This window comes from Sphingobium sp. BHU LFT2 (genome assembly GCF_018604485.1).
GTDB lineage: Bacteria > Pseudomonadota > Alphaproteobacteria > Sphingomonadales > Sphingomonadaceae > Sphingobium > Sphingobium yanoikuyae_A.
In genome coordinates, this window is record NZ_JAFCGW010000017.1 from 27,001 (window position 1) to 48,673 (window position 21,673).

Below are 21,673 nucleotides of genomic sequence, written 5' to 3' on the forward strand. Positions count from 1 at the left end.
TTGAGACCGAGAAACGCCGGTGCGCCCGACATACCTACATGACGGTGACCGCAGCCCAACTTTGGCTTGTTTCATAATAATTCGGAGATTGCGGGCATGGCCACACTGCGCCGCTTAGCCACTACGCGGAACCTGTTGCGAGCAGCAGGTGTGGGCATCATCTGTGTAGCCTTTGCGCTGGCGTTGACGTACCGGCCCTCAATTGCGCCGATCGATCCACCTAATCCGGGCAGCTTTACCGAGGCAGAAGTGGCGCGCGGGGCGGTGCTGGCGACGTTGGGTGATTGCGCCGTATGCCACACCGCGCCCGGCGGAAGTCCATTGGCCGGCGCCCGGGCCCTCGCTACTCCATTCGGCACCCTTTATTCCAATAACCTGACGCCAGACATACAAACTGGAATCGGCACTTGGTCCAAAGTCGCTTTTCGGCGAGCGATGAGAGATGGCGTTGCGAGGGATGGTAGTCATCTTTATCCCGCGCTGCCCTACGAGCACTTCACACATGTTGCCGACGCAGATCTCGATGCGATTTATGCCTTCCTTATGACCCGAAGGCCGGTTCATCAGGCCGCGCCCCCCAATAAGCTGATTTTCCCGACCGGCTTTCGGCCAATCTTGGCCGGTTGGAAGATGATGTTTCTGCACAAGGAGCCTATCTCGAACGATCCTACCAGGACGGACGAATGGAACCGTGGTGCCTATCTGGTAGAGGGGCTTGGTCACTGCGGTGGTTGCCATACGCCGCGAAATATTGCCGGTGGCGAGATAGGATCACACGCCTATAGCGGCGGCGTCGCGGAAGGCTGGCGCGCACCTGCATTAGACAGCAGCAATCCGGCGGTGCGAGCCTGGACTACCGCAGCGCTTTATCGCTACCTGCGGACTGGCGTATCGCCCAACCACGGCGTTGCGGCCGGGCCGATGGGCCCCGTCGTCGAAGGCTTATCCAAAGCGCCTGAAGCCGATGTCCGCGCAATCGCGACATATATTGCTTCAAAGATGGCTGGCCGCTCCGGGCGTATGCCGGTTTCGCACTTTCCCTCAAATTCACAGAGGGATGCCGCCAGTTCGTTCCCCGAAGGAGCCACATTGTTCGCAGGCGCCTGCGCCGGTTGTCATGCTCCCGGAGCACCAATGCTGGGCCAAGGCCGCGCGTCACTCTCTTACAACTCCGCTCTTAGGGATAGCGAGCCGGTGAGCGCCGTGCAGGCAATCTTGCAAGGTATAGAACCACCCGTGGAAGGACGCGGCCCAAAAATGCCAAGCTTTGCATCTAACCTGACTGACCAACAGATCGCACAGGTCGCGAACTATGCGCGCGCCCGCTTTACCGATCAGAAGCCTTGGCGAGATCTTGAGCGCGATGTTGCGCAGGCCCGCAAGGACGGAGCAAAACCATGACTACTGTGCTGAAGGTAAACGGCGTCTCCCGGCGGGTTGACGCCACGCCGGAGACGCCGCTGCTTTACGTTCTTCGCGATGATCTTGGTTTGAATGGTGCGAAGTATGGCTGTGGCCTTGGTCAGTGCGGCGCTTGTACAGTTCAACTCGAAAAAGAGGCCGTTTTTTCCTGTATTACGCCACTGGCAGCGGTCCAGAACCGCGAAGTGCGGACGGTGGAAGGGCTTGGCACAATTGACGCGATGAGCCCGTTGCAACAGGCGTTTGTCGATGAGCAGGCTGTTCAATGCGGGTACTGCATAGCAGGGATGATCATGCGGGCGCAGGCGTTGTTGGACGTCAACTCCAGTCCGGATGACGAAACCATCCGCGCCCACATGATGCCCAATCTATGTCGTTGCGGGACACACCAGCGCATCCTGCGCGCGGTCAGGCGAGCGGCGGATTCCTTAGCAGCCGGACGCCGGTCATGAACGACCTTTATGTTAGTCGGCGCCATGTGCTCGGCGCGGGGGGACTACTCGTGCTATTCTCGATCGCTTCGCCTCTACTTGCCGATCAGGCCGGGGGCGGCGAGGGAGGCGCGGGGCCGAGCGTGTTAAGGCCGGATCTAGCGGGCAGCCTTCGCTCCTCGCCGCGCCTGGAATCCTGGATACAGATCAGCCCTGATGGTCATACAACGGTCTTCTCCGGTAAGGCTGAATTGGGCCAAGGGATTCGCACAGCGCTATTGCAGGTAGCGGCCGAAGAGCTCGACATGCGCCCAGATCAGATCGATTTCATCACTGCGGACACGCGCCGAACACCCGATGAAGGGTTGACCGCGGGCAGTCACTCGATGATGGATGGCGGCACTGCACTGGCGAATGCAGCCGCGAATGTGCGCATGCTGCTTACGCGCGAAGCTGCCAAGATGTGGAACATCGGGCAAAATCAGGTCAGCACCAATGGTGATGGTCACGTAATTGCGGCTGATGGTCGCAAGCTGCCGTATGGCCTTCTGGCGGCTCGTTTGTCGCTGACGGCTGAGGCGGTAGCGAATGCTCCGAGGCGCAAACCTTCGCAGTATCGCACCGTGGGACGGGACCTCGCGCGGGTAGACATTCCGGCAAAGGTGACTGGTGGCGAGGCCTATGTGCAAGACTTGCGACTGCCCGGAATGCTGCATGCGCGGGTCGTCCGTGGCCCCAGTTACGGCACCCGGCTGACCGCACCGCGGATTGATGAAGCGCGAACCATGCCAGGTGTCGTTGCTGTAATCGTCAAGGGCACGTTCATTGCGGTCGTTGCTCGCAAGGAATGGCAAGCGATTCAGGCGATGAGGGTCGCTCAGCAGTCCGCCTTCACGCGAGAAATTGCTCAGCTTCCAGTAGCTCAGGGAGTCCACGCTCTGCGGTCGCTGCCGGCGAAAGAAATACAAGTTCTAGATAATCGCAGCGCGCCCAAACTATCGACCAGAAGTGTTTCTGGTACGTTCAGCCGTCCTTGGTACAGCCACGGCTCAATCGGACCTTCCTGCGCGGTCGCGTGGGCCAAGGATGGCGAACTCACCTTATGGTCACATAGTCAGGGCGTCTTCGACATGCATCGCGCCGTTGCCGAACTCGTAGGCTTGCCCCCCGAAGAGGTTCGTTGCATCCATTCGCCTTCTGCGGGCTGCTACGGTCAGAACGGTGCTGACGATGTCACTGCCGAGGCCGGGATCATTGCAATGGCCCTGCCAGGGCATCCGATCCGGCTGCAATGGATGCGAGAGCAAGAATTTGGGTGGGAGCCTTGCGGATGCGCGATGGTCACCAAAGTCGAGGCAGCGATCGGACCCGACCACAAGATCGTTCATTGGGATTACGATGTGTGGAGCAACTCGCACAACAACCGTCCGGTTCACGCAGGCGGTTACGCCGTAGCTCAACAGGTGGTGCCCTCGTTTGAAATGCAGGAGTCCAAGCCAATTCCGATGCCCGAAGGCGATGGTGATCGCAATGCCAACCCGCTCTACGCCTTAGATAACATGAATATACGATACCACTTCGTCCCTGAAATGCCGTTGCGCGTGTCGGCACTGCGGTCATTGGGCGCACACCTCAACATCTATACGCTTGAAAGCATGATGGATGACCTGGCAATCGAAGCCGGTATTGATCCGCTCGATTTTCGTTTGGCGCATATGAAGGATAACCGGGCGCGGGATGTCATGATCGAAGCAACCCGTAAGTTTGGCTGGGCAAATCGCCCTGAAGGCGATGGTCGGCGGGGCTGCGGCCTGGCTTTTGCCCAGTACAAAAACATCGGCGCTTACTGCGCCCTCGCGATGGAGATCGAAGTCGAGAGGGAAACTGGTGTCATCACAGTACACCGGGTCACTGCAGCGGTCGATGCCGGGCAGCCAGTGAACCCGGACGGGATCCGCAATCAAGTCGAAGGCGGCATCATTCAGTCGCTGAGCTGGGCCATGTTGGAGGAGGTGACTTACGACGAAAGCAAGCGCACTAGCTTCGATTGGGGCAGCTATCCTATCCTGCGCTTTGATCAAATACCGCGATCGATTGACGTTCACGTGATGAACCGGCTGGGCGAGCCTTTCCTAGGAGCCGGTGAGACAGCTCAAGGCCCGGCATCGGCGGCCCTAGCTAATGCCATTCGGGACGCGATTGGGGTCAGGCTGCGTGAGATGCCGTTGACGCCGAAGAAAGTAAAAGGGGCGATCGGATTTATGGCTTGATGAGTAGAGGTTCTAGGCGCCGAGGTGAGGCTTCAGCCCGGCCGGTAAATGCGTGGACACTGTTGGCCGCCCGATAAGGCGGGACGTTCATGAATAGCTCCGAAATCGGGGGAATTCTAGCGTTTCTGTCGCTTGCGAAGAGCGCATGTCAAAAGCCCGGGCGACGTTTCACACTCTGCCTTCGATGAACTGACCCAGGATTTCATTGTATGCGGCGGGCTTTTCAACCATCGCCAAGTGACGAGCTTTGGGGATGACCCTTAGCACGGAGCGCTTGATCGCGGCGTGCAGCCGTTCGTGACAGTCCAGAGTCACTTCGTCCCATTCGGACGTGAGGACCAGCGTCGGAACTGAAATAGAGGAGAGGCTGCCGCGCCCATCCCATGTCTGGAGATTGCCCGTCACACTAAATTCCGATGGGCCGTTCATGACCCCATAGTTGCGCGAGCTCGCGATGTTTTCGAAGGTCCGCAAGAGATACTCAGGAGGCTGGTCGACATGGACAAGAAAGGCATCATAGAACTTTTGCACGATGTTCTGGTAAGCTGGCGACGCGGTCTGCCCTGACGATTCCAGTTCCCGCCGCCTTTGATCGAGATTACCCGGCAATCTGCCCAGCAGCCTCGCAGCGCCATCTGCGAATTCGGCAACGCTTCCCGACGGTGAGGCAAGGATGAGGGAGCGGACGCTTCGGGCATTCTTGCCGCTACGCATATATTCTTGAGCAAGCCATCCGCCATAGGAATGACCGAAGAGCAGGACTTCGCGCAAATCGAGGACGTCGCGCAGCTCGTCGATCTCGCGAACGAAGTAATCCATGGTCCAGAGGGATTGATCTTCCGGTTTGTCCGACCGGCCGCATCCAAGTTGATCGTAGAATATGACAGGCCGGACCCTTGCAAGATCCGCTAACGGTTCAAGATAGTCGTGCCCTGCGCCCGGTCCGCCATGAAGGACCAATAGCGGCGTCCTGTCGCTACTCCCAACCCGGCGCCACCAGACACGTCCTCTGGAAAGAGTGGCAAACCCTTCGGATGTACCTTCGCCAGATGCTTTCAGAACGGACGGCATCAGCAGCGAGGCTGCGCCTCCTGCAATCACTGAACGGCGGGCAAATTGCATTTGGAGAGCCTTGATCCTTTGATGAGCGAGGAGCACCGCTACAATCGATCCGGGACACCTTGTTTCGTGGCAGCGCGCGTGCTCAAACCATTGCACCGTCGTGTTGACTTCCAGCTATCTCGCAAAACGAGACACCAGGTATGCCGCAGTGCGGTGTAGCGGTAGCCGTTTGCCACTGCATAGGCAGCTTGAAAGGCTAGATTTTATGAACGGCTCAGAACTCGACGATATCCTGGCGTTTCTGTTCGTTTATGAAGAACGCAGCTTCACAGCGGCGGCAAAAATACTAGGACGCGACGCGTCTGTCCTCTCGCGCCGTGTGACAGGGCTTGAAGCACGTCTTGGAGTCCGTCTCATCGAACGCTCGACCCGGCACATCGCCGCGACGGAGGCTGGTGACCTCTATTACCGGCGTATGAAAGCCGCAGTGACGGCTATGGAAGAAGCGGAGGTGGAAGTCGCGGATGCCAGTGCGGCGGCGACCGGTACCTTGCGCGTGGCCATGCCGGCAACGTTCGGAAGACGCTGGATCGCGCCTCATCTCCCGGAGTTTCTCACCCAATGGCCGGCCCTTCGACTGGAGGCTGAATTCTCGGACCGTTATGTCGATCTCATTGAAGAGCGGTTCGATCTGGCGATCCGGATTGGCGAACTTAATGACAGCCGGATGGTCGGGCGAACCCTTGCTCCCAACCACCGCATTTTGGTGGCCGCTCCTGCTTATCTCGAGGCAAAAGGATCACCTGTTCGCCCTAAGGACTTGAGCGAACATGTCTGTCTCGCCAACTCGCGTTTCCACGCCCATCTGGACTGGGCGCTCGTCCGGGGGGCGCAAACCGAGACGGTGCGTATTCAGAGCCGAATGACCACAGACGATTCCGATAGTCTACTCGCTGCTGCCGTGGCGGGCCTCGGGATAATGGTGTGCGCTACGTGGCTTTGCGCAACCGAGCGCGCGGAAGGACGGCTCGTCCAAGTGTTGCCGGAATGGAGCTATGGCAAAAGCGGCAATATTCATCTGATCCGCCCCTCGGCCCGCTATACTGCAGCGAAAACCCGTCATTTTGCCGACTGGCTGGCTGGCAAGCTGGCTGCCGCGCCTTGGAGATGAACTCATTCATGCGCCCGGTGCAAAAGACATCTTCGAACTACTCCCATTATAACTGTTGAGCGCATCGCTTAGCTAGGTCTCGAACAGCCCGCAGAACAGAACTGCGGCTCTGCTGGAGCCTAAAGCACATGCCCAACCATGCCCATGCCATCATTCTCGCGAGCCGTCCCGAGACGATTGCGTCAGTCGACAACTTCGCAGCGGTGGATCTGCCTATCCCAAGTCTGGCCGAGGGCGAGGTTCTGACGCGCACACTTTGGCTGTCGCTCGATCCCTACATGCGCGGACGAATGGTCGATGCCCCCTCTTACGCCGCACCGGTCGGTGTCGGAGAGCCGATGACGGGCGAAACGATCGGGGAAGTTATTGAGTCCCGGGATTCTACCATCAAAGTTGGCCAGATCGTGCTGGGGGCGCGGGGCTGGGCGACACATCTGGCGTCTCCCGCCTCGCAGCTTACTGTGCTGCAGCCGGGCGCGCCTTGGCAAGCCTATCTTGGGGTTCTTGGCATGCCCGGAGCAACTGCCTTCGCAGGACTGCGCGATATCGGACGCCCCAAAGCCGGAGAAACCATTGTTGTCTCCGCTGCTTCTGGAGCAGTCGGCTCGGTCGTCGTGCAGCTGGCACGCGAAGCGGGTGCGCGGGTGGTCGGCATCGCCGGCGGCGCCGATAAATGTAATTGGGTTCGTGACGTCCTGGGTGCGGATGCCTGCATCGACTACCGCGCTGAGGCGGACCTGGCCGCAGCCTTGCAGGCTGCCTGCCCATCGGGCGTCGACGTCTACTGGGAGAATGTCGGCGGCGACATACAGAAGGCCGTATTCCCGCTTCTGAACGATTTTGGCCGAATGGTCATGTGCGGAATGATCGCCGAATATGACGGCCACACCGCGCCCGGGCCGAACCTCATGGCGGCTGTCACCAAAAGACTGTTGATCCAGGGTCTGATCGTGCTCGACCGGGCTGCCAATTTCCCGGAATGGCGGGCGCTTGGAGCGCGGCTGATTGCCGAAGGAAAGCTGCACTATCGCGAGCAGATCGTAGAATGCCTCGACCAGGCCCCTGCCGCACTGATCGATCTCTTCAATGCGCGCAACGACGCCAAGATCGTCGTCCGCGTTGGCGAGCCCTCGCTCGCCTGAACCCCATGCATTTCGACAAGGAGGAACTGCCGTGTCTAACTACCGTACCCTCAATCCGGCTGACGGAAAGCTGGTCCGCGAGTATGCCCAGCATTCGTCGGACGAGCTCGAGGCCGCACTTACCTTGGCAGATTCGGTTTATCGTTCGGCGGAGTGGCGCGATGAAATGCCGCGTCGGCTCGACGTCTTGCGGCGCCTGGGAGATCTCCTCACGCGTGATGCTGACCGCGTCGCGACGATCATCACGACGGAAATGGGCAAACCCAAGGCCGAGGCGCTAGGCGAGGTCCAGCTCTGCGCCCAGATTGCCCTCTACTATGCTGAAAACGCAGAGCATGTCCTTGCCCCGAAAAAGATCGAGTCACCCCTGGGTGAGGCATGGATCGAAAATCATCCGGTCGGGGTTCTCATCGCCGTCGAACCATGGAACTTCCCGATCTATCAGCTGATCAGGGTTGTCGCGCCCGCGATCGCGGTCGGTAACACTGTCCTCATGAAGCACGCGCAGACCACACCGGAATGCGGCGTCGCATTTCAGGAACTGTGCCGTGAAGCGGGAGCCCCCGAAGGCGCTGTCGTCAACATCTTTGCAAGCAACGAGCAGATATCCGATCTGATCGGCGATCCCAGAATTCAAGGTGTGGCACTGACAGGTTCCGAACGCGCCGGTGCTGCCGTTGGCGCCCGCGCGTCGCAGATGCTCAAGAAGGCTGTGCTGGAACTCGGCGGTAACGATGTCTTCGTTGTCCTCGATGACGCGGATGTTGAGAAGGCCGCCAAAGCTGCGGTCTCTGCCCGCCTCTTCAATGCCGGACAGGCATGCACGAGCGCCAAGCGCTTCGTTGTGCAGAAAGCGGTCGCGGAGCGCTTCACAACACTGGTACGCGAAGGCATGTCGGCTCAGTGGCTCGGCGATCCGTTCGATCCGCACACGACCATGGGGCCCCTTTCGTCCGAAGGTGCCCGTGATACGCTCGAGCATCAGGTGAACACCGCGATCGAGCACGGTGCGCGATTGCTCCTCGGTGGCAAGCGGCTCGACCGTCCCGGCTTTTTCTTCGAACCGACACTTCTGACCGACATGACGCCCGATAATCCGATGTACGGTGCGGAATTTTTCGGCCCGGTAGGCCAGATTCACATCGTCGACACCGACGAAGATGTCGTGACACTGGCCAATGACAGCCAGTTTGGTTTGGGCGGCGCGATATTCTCAAATAATGAGCAACGCGCGCGCCGCATCGCATCGCGCATTGAAAGCGGGATGATGCACATCAACACGCCTTCGACCTCCCGGCCCGAACTGCCCTTCGGTGGCGTCAAGCGGTCTGGCTTTGGCCGGGAGCTGGGGGAGCTTGGGCTTTCCGAATTCGTCAACAAGAAGCTGATGGTGGTCGCGCGCTAAGCGCGACCCTCCCCCAACGGAGTTGAGAAGATGGCGACGCAGGTCAGCGATGATGTCGTGCAACTACGGCAAGCGGGCGTAGAGGAACCGCCGGCAACCACCAGTTCCGGCAAGACGCGGCGTCGCCATGTTTCGCGCCGCACTTTGCTCGTGTCGGCCGCTGCCTTGGCAGCAGCGATCGGGGGAGCCTTGTGGATCAGTGCCGCACCATCCACGGAAACCACCGACGATGCCTATGTTGCGGCTGACGCAACCACTGTGGCGCCCAAGGTCCGTGGTCTTGTAGGGGAGGTGCTAGTCCGCGACAATCAGGCAGTGCATGCCGGTGACCCGCTCGTCCGGATCGATCCCGAAGAGTTCGATGCCCGCGTCGAAAGCGCCAGGGCGGATCTGGCTGATGCCATAGCCGGCGTCGCTGCGGCACGTGCCGCTCTGATCAGTCTGGAAGCGGAAATCCGGGCGGCGCAGGCTAATGTCGTCGCGGCGGGGACTACGATCCGCTCCACCCGGGCCGAAGCAACGCGCGCAGAAGCGGATCGCAAGCGATACGAGGCGCTGGTGGCGAGTGGAGCGGTTGCAGCCCGCGACGCCGACACCTATCGCACCGCCGCCATCGGTGCCGAGCAAGCTGCCGCGCGCGAAGCCGCTAACCTTGCGGTATCGCGCCGGGACGCGGATGTAACACGATCCCGCCGTGCAGCTCTTGATGCCGCCCTCAGCAAGGCACTCGCAGCTGAGACCAGGGCACAGGCTACGCTCGATCTGGCGCTGCAGGATCAGCGACATGCTCTCATTCGCGCGCCGATCGATGGCACGGTCGGCAATCGGCAAGTCCGCGTGGGCGACTATGTGCAGGCAGGCAGCAGGCTGATGACGCTCGTGCCAATGACGGCGCTCTACGTCACTGCAAATTTCAAGGAGACGCAGACCCGCCACATGCGGGTCGGACAACCCGTCACGATCGAGATCGACGCGATGGACAAGCCTCTGACGGGCCATGTCGATAGCCTCGCGCCCGGATCGGGCTCGACATTCTCGCTGCTTCCTTTCGAACCAGGTACAGGGAATTTCACCAAGATCGTCCAGCGCGTACCGGTCCGCATTCGCTTCGATGGCGCGCAAGGGCTTGCCCCCTCCTTGCGTCCAGGCCTTTCGGTCACCGCGAAAGTGCGGGTTGCATCATGAACGCTATCCTTGCCATCCTGCGAGAAGACTGGTCGGCAAATCCGAGCGGGTTGCCGCGCCAGGCCAAGCTTTTCGTTCTGGGCATCATGGCGCTTGGACTGTTCATGGCGCTGTTCGATATCCAGATCGTGGCAGCCTCCCTCAAGGATGTCCAGGCAGGCCTTGCCGCGGGCCCCGACGAAGTAAGCTGGGTACAGACGGCCTATCTCATGGCAGAGCTCGTGATGGTGCCGCTCTCTGCCTATCTCGCTCAGGCCATGTCCACGCGGTGGCTATTTGTAAGCTCGGCCACGCTTTTCACGGTTTCAAGTCTCTTGTGCGGCTTGAGCTGGAGCATCGGCTCGATCATCGCGTTTCGAGCTCTCCAAGGTTTTACCGGCGGCGCCATGGTGCCGCTCGTCTATTCGGTCGGGTTCATGATGTTCACCGGCAAGGATCGGGCGCTGGTGCCCGCCGTTCTCGGCGCGGTCGGGGTTTTTGGTCCCACACTCGGCCCCAGTGTCGGTGGCTTCATCACCGATACGATAGGTTGGCGCTGGCTCTTTTTCGTGAACATCGTGCCCGGCTTCGGGATGGCGGCCATTTCCGCCATGGTTCTTAGGGTCGATCGCGCAAATCCAACGATGTTTGGCCGTATCGACTGGAGCCATTTCGTTGCCATGGCAGTGTTCCTTGCCGGTCTTGAATATGTGCTGGAAGAAGGCCCGCGCCATGACTGGTTTGGCGATACGGGCATCGCCATCGCCGGATGGGCATCTTTGGTCGGCTTTGCTCTGTTCGTCGAGCGCTGCTTCTTCTCGGCCAATCCGCTTGTGAGCCTGTCACCACTAAGGCGCCCAACTTTCGTCATCGCCAGCCTGTTCAATTTCATCATCGGCATCGGAATGTACACGTCGATCTATCTGGTGCCGCTCTATCTTGCGCGGGTTCGGGGATATGACGCAATGCAGATCGGCAGTACCGTCTTCGTCGTCGGTATCGCGCAGATGACGAGCCTTGCACTTTCAACATGGCTTAGCCAGCGTATCGATGTCCGCTGGATGTGTGCGGCAGGTCTGGGACTTTTTGCGGGAAGTCTGTGGTCGACATCGATCCTGTCGAGTGATTGGGGCTTCTGGGAATTCGCAACGCCCAATCTGTTGCGCGGCCTGGCGATGATGTTGTGCATCGCGCCGAGCGTGACATTGGCCCTGTCAGGTTTTGCTCCCACCGAACTTCGTTACGCCTCGGGGCTGTTCAATCTCCTGCGTAATCTGGGCGGAGCGGTAGGAATCGCGCTTGCCAACACCATGTTGCAGGACCACAGCCGCATCGCGCAGCTGCGCTTCGGCGAGGCGCTGGCGCAGGGCGGCGGAGCCGCTCAGGAATGGGTTAGGCGCACCGCTGGAGCCCTGCATGCGGCAACGCCCGACCCAGCCCATGCTATGTTGATGGCGCGTGGCCTGTTCGGCCGGCTCGCTGGTCAGGAAGCGCTGACACTAGCCTTCAACGATGTCTTCCGGGTGATGGCCTGGCTGTTTGTTGCCGCCCTCATTCTCGTCCCCTTTTGCCGGCTGCCCGCCAATGGCGCCCCAGCCCCGACGGATAGCCATTAAGGAGTATTGCCATGCGCAATATGCTACTTTTGAGCGTTTCAGCCCTCCTCGCTGGGTGCGCGGTCGGACCCGAGTATCACCGGGCGGATATGGCGCTCAGCTCCGGTTTTCACGCCGGAGCCATCTCCGCTGAAGATGGACGCGACTGGTGGTCGCATTTCAACGATCCCCTGCTCGACAAACTTGTGGCGCAGGCCCTTGCGCAAAACCTCGACGTGGCTGCTGCTGCGGCCCGTATCGCACAGGCCCGAGCTGCGGTGACCCGGGCCAATGCCGATCTTTTGCCCAGTGTGTCTGCAACCGGCTCAGCGCAGCGTGATCGCACGTCGGCAGATACGCCAAACGGCGCGGTAGCGGACAGGTTGATGTTCCCACTCAGCTACTCGCTGTACCAGATCGGGGCCGAAGCAGCTTGGGAAGTCGATCTTTTCGGCGAACTGGGCCGCAGACAGGAGGGCGCGCGAGCACAAGCGGCGGCAGTCGTGGCCGACGCAAACGCTGTCCGTCTGAGCGTCGCGGCGGAAACCGCGGACACCTATCTCCAGCTTCGCGGTCTGCAATCGCGCCTCGCGGTCGCTGAACAGCAGCTTGCGAATGAAAAGCAGCTGTCGCGGCTCATCGAGGAACGGGTGGCGCAAGGCCTTACTCCGCCGCGCGAGTTAAACAGGGTATCGGGCGAGGTGCAGGAACTGGACGCGAACTTGCCTCCGCTTCGCGCAGCCATCTCAGCGCAGATCAATCGTTTGTCAGCGCTGACCGGAAGGCAGGCAGGCCCGATGTATGAGGACCTCCAGCTGCCGGGCGATATTCCGCTCGCTCCCGACCCTGCGGGAGACGCCGATCCTGCGGCGCTCATGCGACGCCGTCCAGACCTGGTCGCCGCAGAGCGCCGGGTTGCTGCCAGCAATGCCCGGATCGGCGAAGCGATGGGCGAGTATTACCCTCACTTCTCTCTTGGCGGCCTTCTGAGCACCGCGACGTTGAGCACCGGAAATCTCTTCGCTGACCGGACGACGCAGGGGACCGGTTTCGCCGGGTTGCGGTGGCGCCTGTTCGATTTCGGGAGGGTCGACGCCGAGGTGGCTCAGGCAAAAGGAAAGAATGCAGAAGCTCTCGCCCAATATCGCGGTGCGGTGTTGCACGCCACGGAGGAGGTCGAGAACGCTTTGAGCCAACTGGCTGAAGGACGAATGGAGATCGCCGCGCGCGAACGGGAAATTTCAGCTCTGAGCCAAGCTCGAGACCAGGCTCGCCAAGCCTACTCGGGCGGGGTGATTGCTCTTGTGGAGGTCCTCGACGCTGATCGTGCGTTGCTGAACGCCTCCGACCGCCTCGCAACTGCCCGTGCTGCGGCTGCCCGGGCCTCGGTCGCCGCCGTTCGCGCCCTCGGTGGCGGGTTCGGTACCCCCTCTCATGTCAACGGAGTTCAATCATGACCAGCCCGCACATTCTCATGGTGGCGACATCCGCCGCTCAGATCGGCCGCGCGAAACATACCACGGGCCTTTGGCTGGAAGAATTAACCTCGCCCTATTACGCCTTTGTCGATGCAGGCGCGCAGGTGACCGTCGCTTCGATTGCAGGTGGTGCGATCCCGGTCGATCCCAACAGTATTGACGCATCGAACCAAGACCATCCCAGCGTCAAACGATATGGTGTCGATCTTGTGTTGCAGGAGCGACTTTCTTCGACATCCGCTTTCGCCGTACTCGACTCCGAGGATTTCGACGCCCTCTTCCTACCGGGCGGGCACGGTACGATGGCCGATTATCCCGGCAACGCAGCTCTTGCCAAACTTGTCGCCCGTTACGACGCTGCCGAGAAGTTGATCGCCGCCGTCTGTCACGGCCCCGCAGGGCTGGTGAGTGCCCGGAAAGCCGATGGATCTTCCGTTTTGCAAGGACGCAAGGTCACTGGTTTCACCGACAGTGAGGAACGGGCCGTTGGTCTCGCCGACATCGTACCGTTTCTTCTCGAGACCCGGTTGCGAGATCTCGGCGCTGAATTTCACCGAGGTCCCGATTTCGAGCCCTTCGTGGTGCGCGACCGCAATCTCATCACCGGACAGAACCCGGCGTCTGCCGCGCCGGCTGCTGCCACGTTGCTGGAAGCCTTTCGCGACCCCGCCTGAAAATCTTGGAAAGGATAACTTCATGCGTCTTCCCCTGATCGCACCCGCTGAAATGGACCCGTCTCAGCGCGCCCTCTACGATGATATCATGGCCGGCATCGGCAAACGCTTTACTGCGTTCCAGACTACCGATCCTGCGACAGGAGCGCTGATCGGTCCGTGGAATGCGATGCTGCACGAGCCTGCAAGCGGCGCCCCGATGTGGGCACTTAGCCGCGAAACGGCAGCGGCATCCCTTCTTCCTGCAAAAGTGCGTGAGGTCGCGATCCTGGTGGTGGGCGCGCATTTCAACGCGGCTTATGAGCTCTATGCCCATGCGGCCGTGGGTAAAAGCGTGGGCCTGACCACCGAGCAGATCGCCATGCTATGCGCAGGCCAGAGACCACATGATCTGGCCCCGCAAGAAGCGGTTGCCTTTGATGCCGCGCATTGCTTGCTTAATGGCGGGCCGCTGCCGGCAGCGCTCTATCATGAGCTCATCGCAGTTTTGGGCCGGCGGGAAACCAATCAGCTTTTCTTCCTTATCGGCATATATTGCTCTGTCTCGATGCTCTTGAACGCCCACAACGTCCCGGCCCCGGAATTGGCGTGAAAAAAATTCACAGCCGCGATGGAATAATTGGCGCGGCTCATCGTCCTGACCCTGACCACGCCAATCCAGGAGGATGTGGATGCATAGTTACAAATACATCGCCACGACGGGTGGTTTGCTGATTGCCAGCCTGGCAGCCGCGACTGCCCTGGCTGCTGTGGCCGATGACGAAGCGCCTTATCTCGCTGATATCAAGGTTGCGATGGACACCATGATGAGCGCGATGGATGCGCCACCGTCAGGGGATGTCGATCGAGATTTTGTCGCGATGATGCTCCCACATCATCAGGGTGCGATCGATATGGCGGTCGCTCAGCTGCGCTACGGCAAGAACCCTCAGCTCAAGCGTATCGCGCAGGAAATCATCGTCGACCAGCAACAGGAAATTGCAGCCATGAAAATGGCGCTCGGTGATCCCCTGCCCGCCCCCGGGCCGGTACCCACCCAACCATTGTCGGCTTCTGACAAGAAGCCTTCACCCCATCACAATATGTCCATGCATGAGGAACATCGCCCATGACCCGTCTCACCTTGGCCACGGCCCTGGCCATGTCGCTATGTTCCGTTCCGGCCTTTGCGCAGCAAGCACCGTGGAGCGAGCAGGACGTCGGCATCTCGCACCATGATCGCATCTACGCCGCCGAGCAGTTCTCCAACACCGTCTCGGTGACGGATCCAGTCGACAACAAGCTGCTCGGCGTCATCAAGCTCGGCGATCCACAGCCGATGAATTTCTCGCCGCTCTACAAGGGCCAGGTGCTCGTGCATGGGCTGGGATTCTCGCCCGATGGGAAGACACTGGCCGTCGTTTCGATCGGATCGAACTCGGTGAGCTGGATAGACACGGCGACCAACAGCGTGAAGCACACGACCTACATTGGACGCAGCCCCCATGAAGCGTTCTTCACGCCCGATGGCAAGGAAGTCTGGGTCACTGTGCGCGGCGAAGACTATATCTCTGTCCTCGATCCGGCGTCTTACGAAGAGAAGGCGAGGCTCAAGACGCCGGGCGGCCCGGGTATGACGATCTTCTCCCCCGATGGAAAGTACGGGTATGTGTGCTCGTCTTTCAATCCGGAACTGGTGGTATTTGATGTCGCGAGCCACCGGAAAGTCGGCTCGGTTACCCAGCCAAGTCCATTCTGCCCCAACATTGCGGCAACACCAGATGGCAAGCAGGTCTGGTTCACGCTGAAGGACGTCGGGAAAACTGTGGTATTCGATGCCAAGCCGCCATTCTCTATTCTCAAGGTTCTCGACACCGGTCCAATCACCAACCACGTCAATTTTGCCCGCACGAAGCGTGGCATCTTTGCCTACGTAACCGTGGGCGGCCTCAATGAGGTCAAAGTCTTCGATGTTCATAGCTTCAGCCAGATGGCGGCGGTGCCAGTGGGAAAGCTTCCTCACGGCGTTTGGCCGTCTGGCGATGGAACACGGATTTATGTCGGGCTAGAGAATGACGACAAGCTTGCTGTGATAGATACGAACACGAACAGGCTTTCCGCCAACGTCCCTATCGGCCAGGCGCCCCAGGCCATCGCCTATGTACCGAATGCCGTCCGTGAAGGCGCTGCCACCGACAGTCTTCAGCCCTTGGGGCAGGCAGGCAAAGCTCTCCAGTTGACCCTCGCCCCCACCGGCGCAGTCGGTACGCCGACCAGCATCAGCCTCTTCGATCAAGGCCTCATCCAGATCGTTCAAGGTTCCGTCACCGGATTGAAGCCCAAGCAGAAATACACACTCGCGCTGGCGACCAATGCAAATGGCTCCGGGCCGCTTCAACCCCTTGCGGCGTTCATGACCAACCCTGCCGGGTCCGCCATCGTTAATGCGGCCGGCCCGATACAACAGGTTATCCAGGGGCAGGAAGGTGCGCGTCGCTGGCTGGTGATCGCGGAGAACAGCGGCGATACCCCGGGCGTCGTTGTACAAGTCCAGAAAGACTGAGCGCTGTGGACCCGCTTGCGGTAGCGATAGAGCCGTTGATCCCGGGCCTGCGCCGATACGCGCGGGCCTGGCTTCGCGGCGATGCCGCTACCGCTGACGATCTTGTCCAGGATGCCTTGGAGCGGGCAGTTGGAAGCTGGCGGTCAAGGCGCGGAAACAATCCTCGCGCCTGGGTCTATGCCATCCTGCATAACCTCCTTGTCGACCATTCGCGCAAAGCGAGAAGACGACCCTCAATGCCTATGGACGCAGTGAAGGAAGCAGACATAGCCGACGCGCCTCGACAGGAAGCCGGACTTCATCGCGAAGATGTGTTGCGCGCGCTCGACGATTTACCCGAGGAACAGCGAGCGGTAATCCTTCTCGTCACACTGGAAGACATGTCTTACGCCGAGGCAGCGGCAACGCTGGCCATCCCTGCCGGGACCGTCATGTCGCGTCTCGCCCGGGCACGTGATCGGCTCGCCGCCCATCTCGACCTTGGCGTTCGGCCTCGATTAAGGAGAGTGCAATGACGGCGCCTATCGGTGAAGACGATCTGATGGCGTGGATCGACGGGCGCCTGCTGCCCGAGCGGCGCGTGGCCGTCGAAGAGTATCTTGCCCGTCACCCCGAACAGGCGCGCAAGGTTCGCGAGCAATCTGAACATCGCCGCCTTATCTCTGAGGCATGGGGACCGGTCGCCGAGGAGCCAATCCCGGCCTCCATGCGGATCACGTCCATCCGCAAGCGTCGAGGACCGGGCTGGCTCGCGCCACTTGCGGCATCGCTGCTGCTCGGGATCGGCTTTGCTTCGGGCTGGTCGGTGAAACAGGCGACTATGCCGCCACGTGCAGGCATCGCCGCCCTGGCCAATGAGGCCGGTGACAACTTCCGGGTCTTCGCCGCCGACACTGTCCAGCCCGTCGATATGGGCCCCGAAAGAAGGGTTGCACTGAGCGATTGGGTCTCCCGGCGCCTTGGCTCTCGTATTCAGGCCCCGGAGCTGGAAAGCGCCGGTTATGCCTTTGTGGGCGGGCGTCTGGTGGCGACATCTCATGGACCAGCGGCGCTCTTCCTCTACCGTTCGGCAGATGGAGCACCTTTGGGCGTATTCATCCGTCCGATGAAGATCGAAAAGAATGCCGACATACAAGTCCACGAAATCGGCGGTCTTCGTGGTTTGACATGGTCGCGTCGCGGGATGGGCTTTAGCGTGACCGCGCCTGAAGGATCAAAATCCCTCGATGGGTTGGCCGATACGGTGATGAGGACTGCGACATGAACCGCCCAGCTTTTGAAGTCATCCGAACAGATGTTCTTGAGATCGCCTGTCTCCAGGGCGGACCGAAAGATGGCTATCCTCTTATGCTGCTGCATGGCTGGCCTGATGATGTCACGGGGTGGAAGGACGTGACCCCCGCTCTGGAAGCGGCCGGCTATCGCTGGATCGCACCGTGGCTGCGTGGCTTTGGTGAGACCCGATTTCGATCGGAACGTTCGCCACGGGACGGGAGCACAGCGGCATTGGCACGCGATGCGCTCGATCTGGCCGATGCCTTGGGTTTCGAGCAATTTTCAGTGGTCGGACACGATTGGGGCGGCCGCGCCGCCTATGCAATGGCCGCACTCGCACCTAAGCGTCTCCATGCTCTTGCGGTCCTAGCCATCGGCTATTCCCCGCGCGGTCGCTTTGAGGTTCCTTCCTGGGATCAATCGGCCCGGTGGTGGTACCAGTGGCTGATGACCTGCGAGGCGGGGGTGAAGAAGATCGAGGCGGATCCCATCGCATTCGCGCGGTGGCAGTGGGACAACTGGAGCCCTCCCGGTTGGTTCGACGAAACCGACTTCGTGCAAGCAGCGCAAAGCTTTCGTAATCCCGACTGGCTGGCGATAACGTTGCATGGATACCGGCATCGGTGGCAGAGCGAGCCTCTCAATCCGCGTTACTCCAGCGACAGAGCGCGAATCGAGGCGACGGAAAAGCTGGGTGTTGCGACGCTCATGATCCAAGGCGGCGAGGATCACTGCGATCCGCCCAGTGAATCCGAGGACCAGGCAAGCTTGTTCCTAGCGCCATACCAGCGACTGGTCCTGGACGGAGTCGGACATTTTCCCGCTCGTGAGGCACCCGCTGCCGTCACGGACGCACTCTTCAAATTTTTCAAAGAAAGAACACGATAACAATGAACGGACTTGTGACCGAGACAGGCGTGCTCGCTGCGGGGAAGTGGCGCAAGACGCGTACTCTCGCCTGGATGGTGGCACTCGCCATCGCGGTGGTGCTCCCTCTGCCCCTGCAGGCCGTTGCGAAAGGCGTCTTCAATGCCGGGCCGGCCATGGTCGCTGTCGTGGGTTGGTTGGTTCTGTTGGCAGCGTACCTGATCTACGCGGGACTGGTTACCAAAGTCGAGAAACGCCCCCCTGGAGAGGTCGCTCTCGGTAGCCTTCCGCGCGAAATTGGTATCGGAGCCGCGATCGGGATCGGGATGTTCCTCATCGTAATAGCCTCACTACGCATCTTTGGCCTCTATGAGATAACGCCGGGCGCCTGGACTGACTGGTGGGCCGATATCCGCAACGCTTTCTTGAGCGGATTGCTGGAAGAATTGATCTTTCGCCTGATCGTGTTTCGCCTGTTGCTGCAAGCCTTTGGTCGGTGGCCGGCGCTTGTGGCATCTGCGGCCATCTTCGGTGCTGTCCATCTAATGAACGCACACGCATCCTGGTTTGCCGCGCTTGCCATTGCCATCGAGGCTGGACTCGTGCTGAGTGCAGTTTACCTCGCTACCGGTCGTGTCTGGACATCGGTAGGGCTTCACGCAGGATGGAATTTTGCGGAAACCGCGCTTTTTGGCGCTGCGCTTTCGGGACAGGCAGCTGAGGGAAGTTTGTTTGAAAGCCGTCCTCTCGCAGGTTCAGTGGAAATCCTCACCGGCGGCAGCTTTGGGCCCGAGGCTTCCCTTTCCGCGGTCATCGTGGGACTTTGCGTTTTTGCCATTGTGATGCGGCAAGCGGTGTATCGCCTCCCCTCTGCTACCACACCCTAACAGGCTAAGCCCCAACTCAGGATTTGCGTAGGATCACATCCGCCATTTTGTTGAAGGGGGCTTCCAACCCATGCTTTTCGGCCAATCGTGCTATTACGCCGTTGCGGGCATCCGCTTCGGTGGGCCGGCCGGAAAGCCGATCAGCATGGATCGAATTGATCGAATCTGCCGGCGATGAGCGATAGCCCGCCACCACTTCCTCGACGAGGGTATCGCTCAGTTGTGCGCCCTCCGCTCGCCCGACAAGAATGCACTCCCGAACGAGACCCCGCATCAATTCGGCGATCTCCTCGTCGGCCGAAATAGCTGCGGGCTTGAGAGTCAGGGCATTGACGGCACCGGCGCAATTGATCGCAAGTTTCTTCCATGCCGCGCTCGTCCAGTCGGTACTGGTCGCGACCTCTATCGGACTGTGCGCAAACAGATCGACGAAGGCTAAGCCGGCGGCCCCCTCCGGCACGAGAATGCTTCCATTGCGCCGTTGAACGACATTTCCCGGGCTATGCCGCTCTGCTGGAATATCGACGATCGCAGGTAAAAGCTGCTCACGCGCCAGTTGAGGAAACCGAACCATGTGTTCGACACCATTTTGAAGGATGGCAACCCGCGTATCTTTCCGAACCAATCTTTCCAGCCATACTGATGCGCCGATGGCGTCGTAAGTTTTGGTGGCGATCACGACCCAGTCGACGGGCGTCGCGTCACTCGGATCCGTTACTACCCGCGGATCGCTTTCAAGGAGCTGATCGGGGGTCTGGACACTGAGATGATCAAACGGCGTTCGAGCGCACAAGGTGACGTCTGTCTTATCGCTATCGATCAACCAAGCAGCGATAGTCGATCCGATCGCGCCAGTACCCACAATTGCAACCGTTTTCATATGTTTGTTGTTCCGTAAGGTAATATTAATTGGGCGAATATGGTTCGAAAGCGGGCATTAAATATTCGTAATTAATGCAAAAAAGAAGGATATTTAGGAAATTCGGTCTCGCGTTCTGTCTTTTACCTTATGGCCCGGAGTCTTTGCGTTATTCGCTTGCTGCCTAACTCCGCGTTTCAAACTGAGGTCGTGCTCGGCTCTGACGCGCACCGGTACAATATATCTTCCGTTCGCAAGGTGAAGAGCCATTTGCTTTCGCGCGTACCGCATGACGCGATCGGCCGTATCGGTAGAGCCAGGAAATGCAGCACGCACGACGGTATCCATAGCCCGCAGCTGACTCAGAGCGGCTCGTTCACTGCCATTGCCGCGCTTGGTCGCTGATGTCGTTCCGCTAGATAAGGCGGGGGCATCAGGGGCTTTGTTGCTTCCCCGATCGACCTTTCCTCTTGATGACAAAAGTTCGCGTATTAGCCGGGGTTCGCGTGCGTCGCGCTCCACGTACCAGTTCCCGACCAGCGCCATGTCGTAATAATGATTGTCGGCAATGGCCGAGGCGATCTGCGCATGTGTCGGGGATTTGGCGGCGAATTCTCCAATGGCCTTCAGTGCCTTCTGGACGCTTTCCTGGCCCCTACTCCGGACATGCCGGTCATCGGAATATGACCACGCCCAGTCCGCGCCAGCATAGGCACGATTGACCTCTCGAACTGCTTCGGGATCGATACCTGCTCGAATGGCGACTACGCCGAGCCCGCGATCCAGCGCCTGGCCGGACAGACGCTCCGACCCTTCCGGAGGTGCCGGCAATGAGCGATTGGCCGTCGCAGGCTTGTCCATGGTCCGGGGCATCGGATCGCCAGGATGGGAGGCACCTGCCTCCTGCTGAGATCGGCCTCTTGCGTCTCTTTGCGGCGCAATGCTGTTCCGGGACTTGCTCTCGGTGATGCGGTCGAGTTCCTGGAGATCACGCTGCGTGGGCTTATATCCGCGCACTTCCACACCCTGCTCCATGCCCTCGAGCCAGACTGCGCGCCGGAAGCCATCGCTACCGGCGACCTGGATACGGTCCCATCCTCTATGCAGGGCAACCGCGACAAGATCCTTGACCACCTCCCGGCTTTCATTGTCGGTGACGAGCCGATCGCCCCGATCACGGAAGGCAGGCTTTTCCGCGCTCGCCGTGCTGAAATAGGCCGGCTCGCCGTTCCATCGCGAGGATTGGTAATAATAGCGGCGCTGAATGGCGTCGGGCATGTTGCCAGCCTCGAATGAGGGGCCACGCTGCTGGCTGGTATCGCCCGGACCAGCGGCATGCGCCTCCGGAGCGTTCGGCTCCCGGCGGAAGCGGCGCGCCAGATCGGTCCAGATGCGATTGCGCCGACCCTCGTCGCTGTCTGCCATTATC

At 60.2% G+C, this 21,673-nt stretch carries 20 protein-coding genes; 17 read left to right on the plus strand and 3 right to left on the minus strand.

The genetic code is table 11. The annotated features are described in order from the left end of the window. Nucleotides 1-96 precede the first annotated feature (96 nt). The 3 genes from JQK15_RS22475 to JQK15_RS22485 are packed head-to-tail and all read left to right on the plus strand — an operon-like array spanning nt 97 to nt 4,123. Nucleotides 97-1,401 (plus strand): c-type cytochrome, encoded by a 1,305-nt coding sequence (locus tag JQK15_RS22475; RefSeq protein ID WP_214868117.1) that lies wholly within the window; start codon nt 97-99, stop codon nt 1,399-1,401. Continuing rightward, a complete protein-coding gene (locus JQK15_RS22480) occupies nt 1,398-1,874 on the plus strand; it encodes a (2Fe-2S)-binding protein (protein WP_214868119.1) in 477 nt (158 codons plus the stop codon). The genes JQK15_RS22475 and JQK15_RS22480 overlap by 4 nt, the downstream gene beginning before the upstream one ends. Next, on the plus strand, nt 1,871-4,123 hold the full coding sequence (locus JQK15_RS22485) for a xanthine dehydrogenase family protein molybdopterin-binding subunit (RefSeq protein WP_214868127.1): 2,253 nt from the start codon (nt 1,871-1,873) through the stop codon (nt 4,121-4,123). Before JQK15_RS22480 ends, JQK15_RS22485 begins: the two co-directional genes overlap by 4 nt. Nucleotides 4,124-4,291: 168 nt before the next feature. Here the strand turns inward: JQK15_RS22485 and JQK15_RS22490 are convergent, their stop codons facing one another. Continuing rightward, nucleotides 4,292-5,245: a proline iminopeptidase-family hydrolase gene (locus JQK15_RS22490; RefSeq protein ID WP_214868129.1), complete on the minus strand. Its 954-nt coding sequence runs from the start codon at nt 5,243-5,245 to the stop codon at nt 4,292-4,294. 205 nt (nt 5,246-5,450) lie between these two features. Between JQK15_RS22490 and JQK15_RS22495 the strand changes: the two genes are divergently transcribed. From JQK15_RS22495 to JQK15_RS22560, 14 genes are all read left to right on the plus strand, one after another. Further along, nucleotides 5,451-6,356 (plus strand): LysR family transcriptional regulator, encoded by a 906-nt coding sequence (locus JQK15_RS22495; RefSeq protein ID WP_214868131.1) that lies wholly within the window; start codon nt 5,451-5,453, stop codon nt 6,354-6,356. A 128-nt stretch (nt 6,357-6,484) separates the two neighbouring features. Further along, nucleotides 6,485-7,498 carry an NADP-dependent oxidoreductase gene (locus tag JQK15_RS22500; RefSeq protein ID WP_214868133.1) on the plus strand — a complete coding sequence of 338 codons (1,014 nt, stop codon included), beginning with the start codon at nt 6,485-6,487 and terminating at the stop codon, nt 7,496-7,498. A gap of 31 nt (nt 7,499-7,529) precedes the next feature. Beyond that, the gene (locus tag JQK15_RS22505; RefSeq protein WP_214868135.1) at nt 7,530-8,903 is read left to right on the plus strand and encodes an NAD-dependent succinate-semialdehyde dehydrogenase; all 1,374 of its coding nucleotides are present in this window, start codon (nt 7,530-7,532) and stop codon (nt 8,901-8,903) included. Nucleotides 8,904-8,933: 30 nt separating this feature from the next. Beyond that, nucleotides 8,934-10,088 carry an HlyD family secretion protein gene (locus tag JQK15_RS22510; protein WP_214868137.1) on the plus strand — a complete coding sequence of 385 codons (1,155 nt, stop codon included), beginning with the start codon at nt 8,934-8,936 and terminating at the stop codon, nt 10,086-10,088. Beyond that, the gene (locus JQK15_RS22515) at nt 10,085-11,683 is read left to right on the plus strand and encodes a DHA2 family efflux MFS transporter permease subunit (RefSeq protein WP_214868139.1); all 1,599 of its coding nucleotides are present in this window, start codon (nt 10,085-10,087) and stop codon (nt 11,681-11,683) included. The genes JQK15_RS22510 and JQK15_RS22515 overlap by 4 nt, the downstream gene beginning before the upstream one ends. Nucleotides 11,684-11,694: 11 nt before the next feature. Next, complete coding sequence (locus JQK15_RS22520; protein ID WP_214868141.1) at nt 11,695-13,119, plus strand: efflux transporter outer membrane subunit; 1,425 nt, start codon at nt 11,695-11,697, stop codon at nt 13,117-13,119. Continuing rightward, nucleotides 13,116-13,814: a type 1 glutamine amidotransferase domain-containing protein gene (locus tag JQK15_RS22525; protein WP_251007970.1), complete on the plus strand. Its 699-nt coding sequence runs from the start codon at nt 13,116-13,118 to the stop codon at nt 13,812-13,814. The genes JQK15_RS22520 and JQK15_RS22525 overlap by 4 nt, the downstream gene beginning before the upstream one ends. A gap of 22 nt (nt 13,815-13,836) precedes the next feature. Next, entirely contained in the window at nt 13,837-14,406 is a 570-nt protein-coding gene (locus JQK15_RS22530; RefSeq protein ID WP_214868143.1) for a carboxymuconolactone decarboxylase family protein, read from the plus strand. Between the two features lie 79 nt (nt 14,407-14,485). Then, nucleotides 14,486-14,926 (plus strand): DUF305 domain-containing protein, encoded by a 441-nt coding sequence (locus JQK15_RS22535; protein WP_214868145.1) that lies wholly within the window; start codon nt 14,486-14,488, stop codon nt 14,924-14,926. After that, entirely contained in the window at nt 14,923-16,356 is a 1,434-nt protein-coding gene (locus JQK15_RS22540) for a YncE family protein (RefSeq protein WP_214868147.1), read from the plus strand. The genes JQK15_RS22535 and JQK15_RS22540 overlap by 4 nt, the downstream gene beginning before the upstream one ends. Before the next feature lie 5 nt (nt 16,357-16,361). Next, nucleotides 16,362-16,871 carry a sigma-70 family RNA polymerase sigma factor gene (locus JQK15_RS22545; RefSeq protein ID WP_214868149.1) on the plus strand — a complete coding sequence of 170 codons (510 nt, stop codon included), beginning with the start codon at nt 16,362-16,364 and terminating at the stop codon, nt 16,869-16,871. After that, on the plus strand, nt 16,868-17,620 hold the full coding sequence (locus JQK15_RS22550; RefSeq protein ID WP_214868151.1) for an anti-sigma factor family protein: 753 nt from the start codon (nt 16,868-16,870) through the stop codon (nt 17,618-17,620). The genes JQK15_RS22545 and JQK15_RS22550 overlap by 4 nt, the downstream gene beginning before the upstream one ends. After that, a complete protein-coding gene (locus JQK15_RS22555) occupies nt 17,617-18,519 on the plus strand; it encodes an alpha/beta fold hydrolase (protein WP_214868153.1) in 903 nt (300 codons plus the stop codon). The genes JQK15_RS22550 and JQK15_RS22555 overlap by 4 nt, the downstream gene beginning before the upstream one ends. Nucleotides 18,520-18,521: 2 nt before the next feature. Further along, the gene (locus JQK15_RS22560; RefSeq protein WP_214868155.1) at nt 18,522-19,385 is read left to right on the plus strand and encodes a CPBP family intramembrane glutamic endopeptidase; all 864 of its coding nucleotides are present in this window, start codon (nt 18,522-18,524) and stop codon (nt 19,383-19,385) included. 16 nt (nt 19,386-19,401) lie between these two features. Here JQK15_RS22560 and JQK15_RS22565 read toward each other — a convergent pair whose 3' ends face one another. Continuing rightward, nucleotides 19,402-20,265 carry a 2-dehydropantoate 2-reductase gene (locus JQK15_RS22565; protein ID WP_214868157.1) on the minus strand — a complete coding sequence of 288 codons (864 nt, stop codon included), beginning with the start codon at nt 20,263-20,265 and terminating at the stop codon, nt 19,402-19,404. A gap of 93 nt (nt 20,266-20,358) precedes the next feature. Continuing rightward, complete coding sequence (locus JQK15_RS22570) at nt 20,359-21,669, minus strand: LPD7 domain-containing protein (protein ID WP_214868159.1); 1,311 nt, start codon at nt 21,667-21,669, stop codon at nt 20,359-20,361. Between the last annotated feature and the right edge of the window lie 4 nt (nt 21,670-21,673).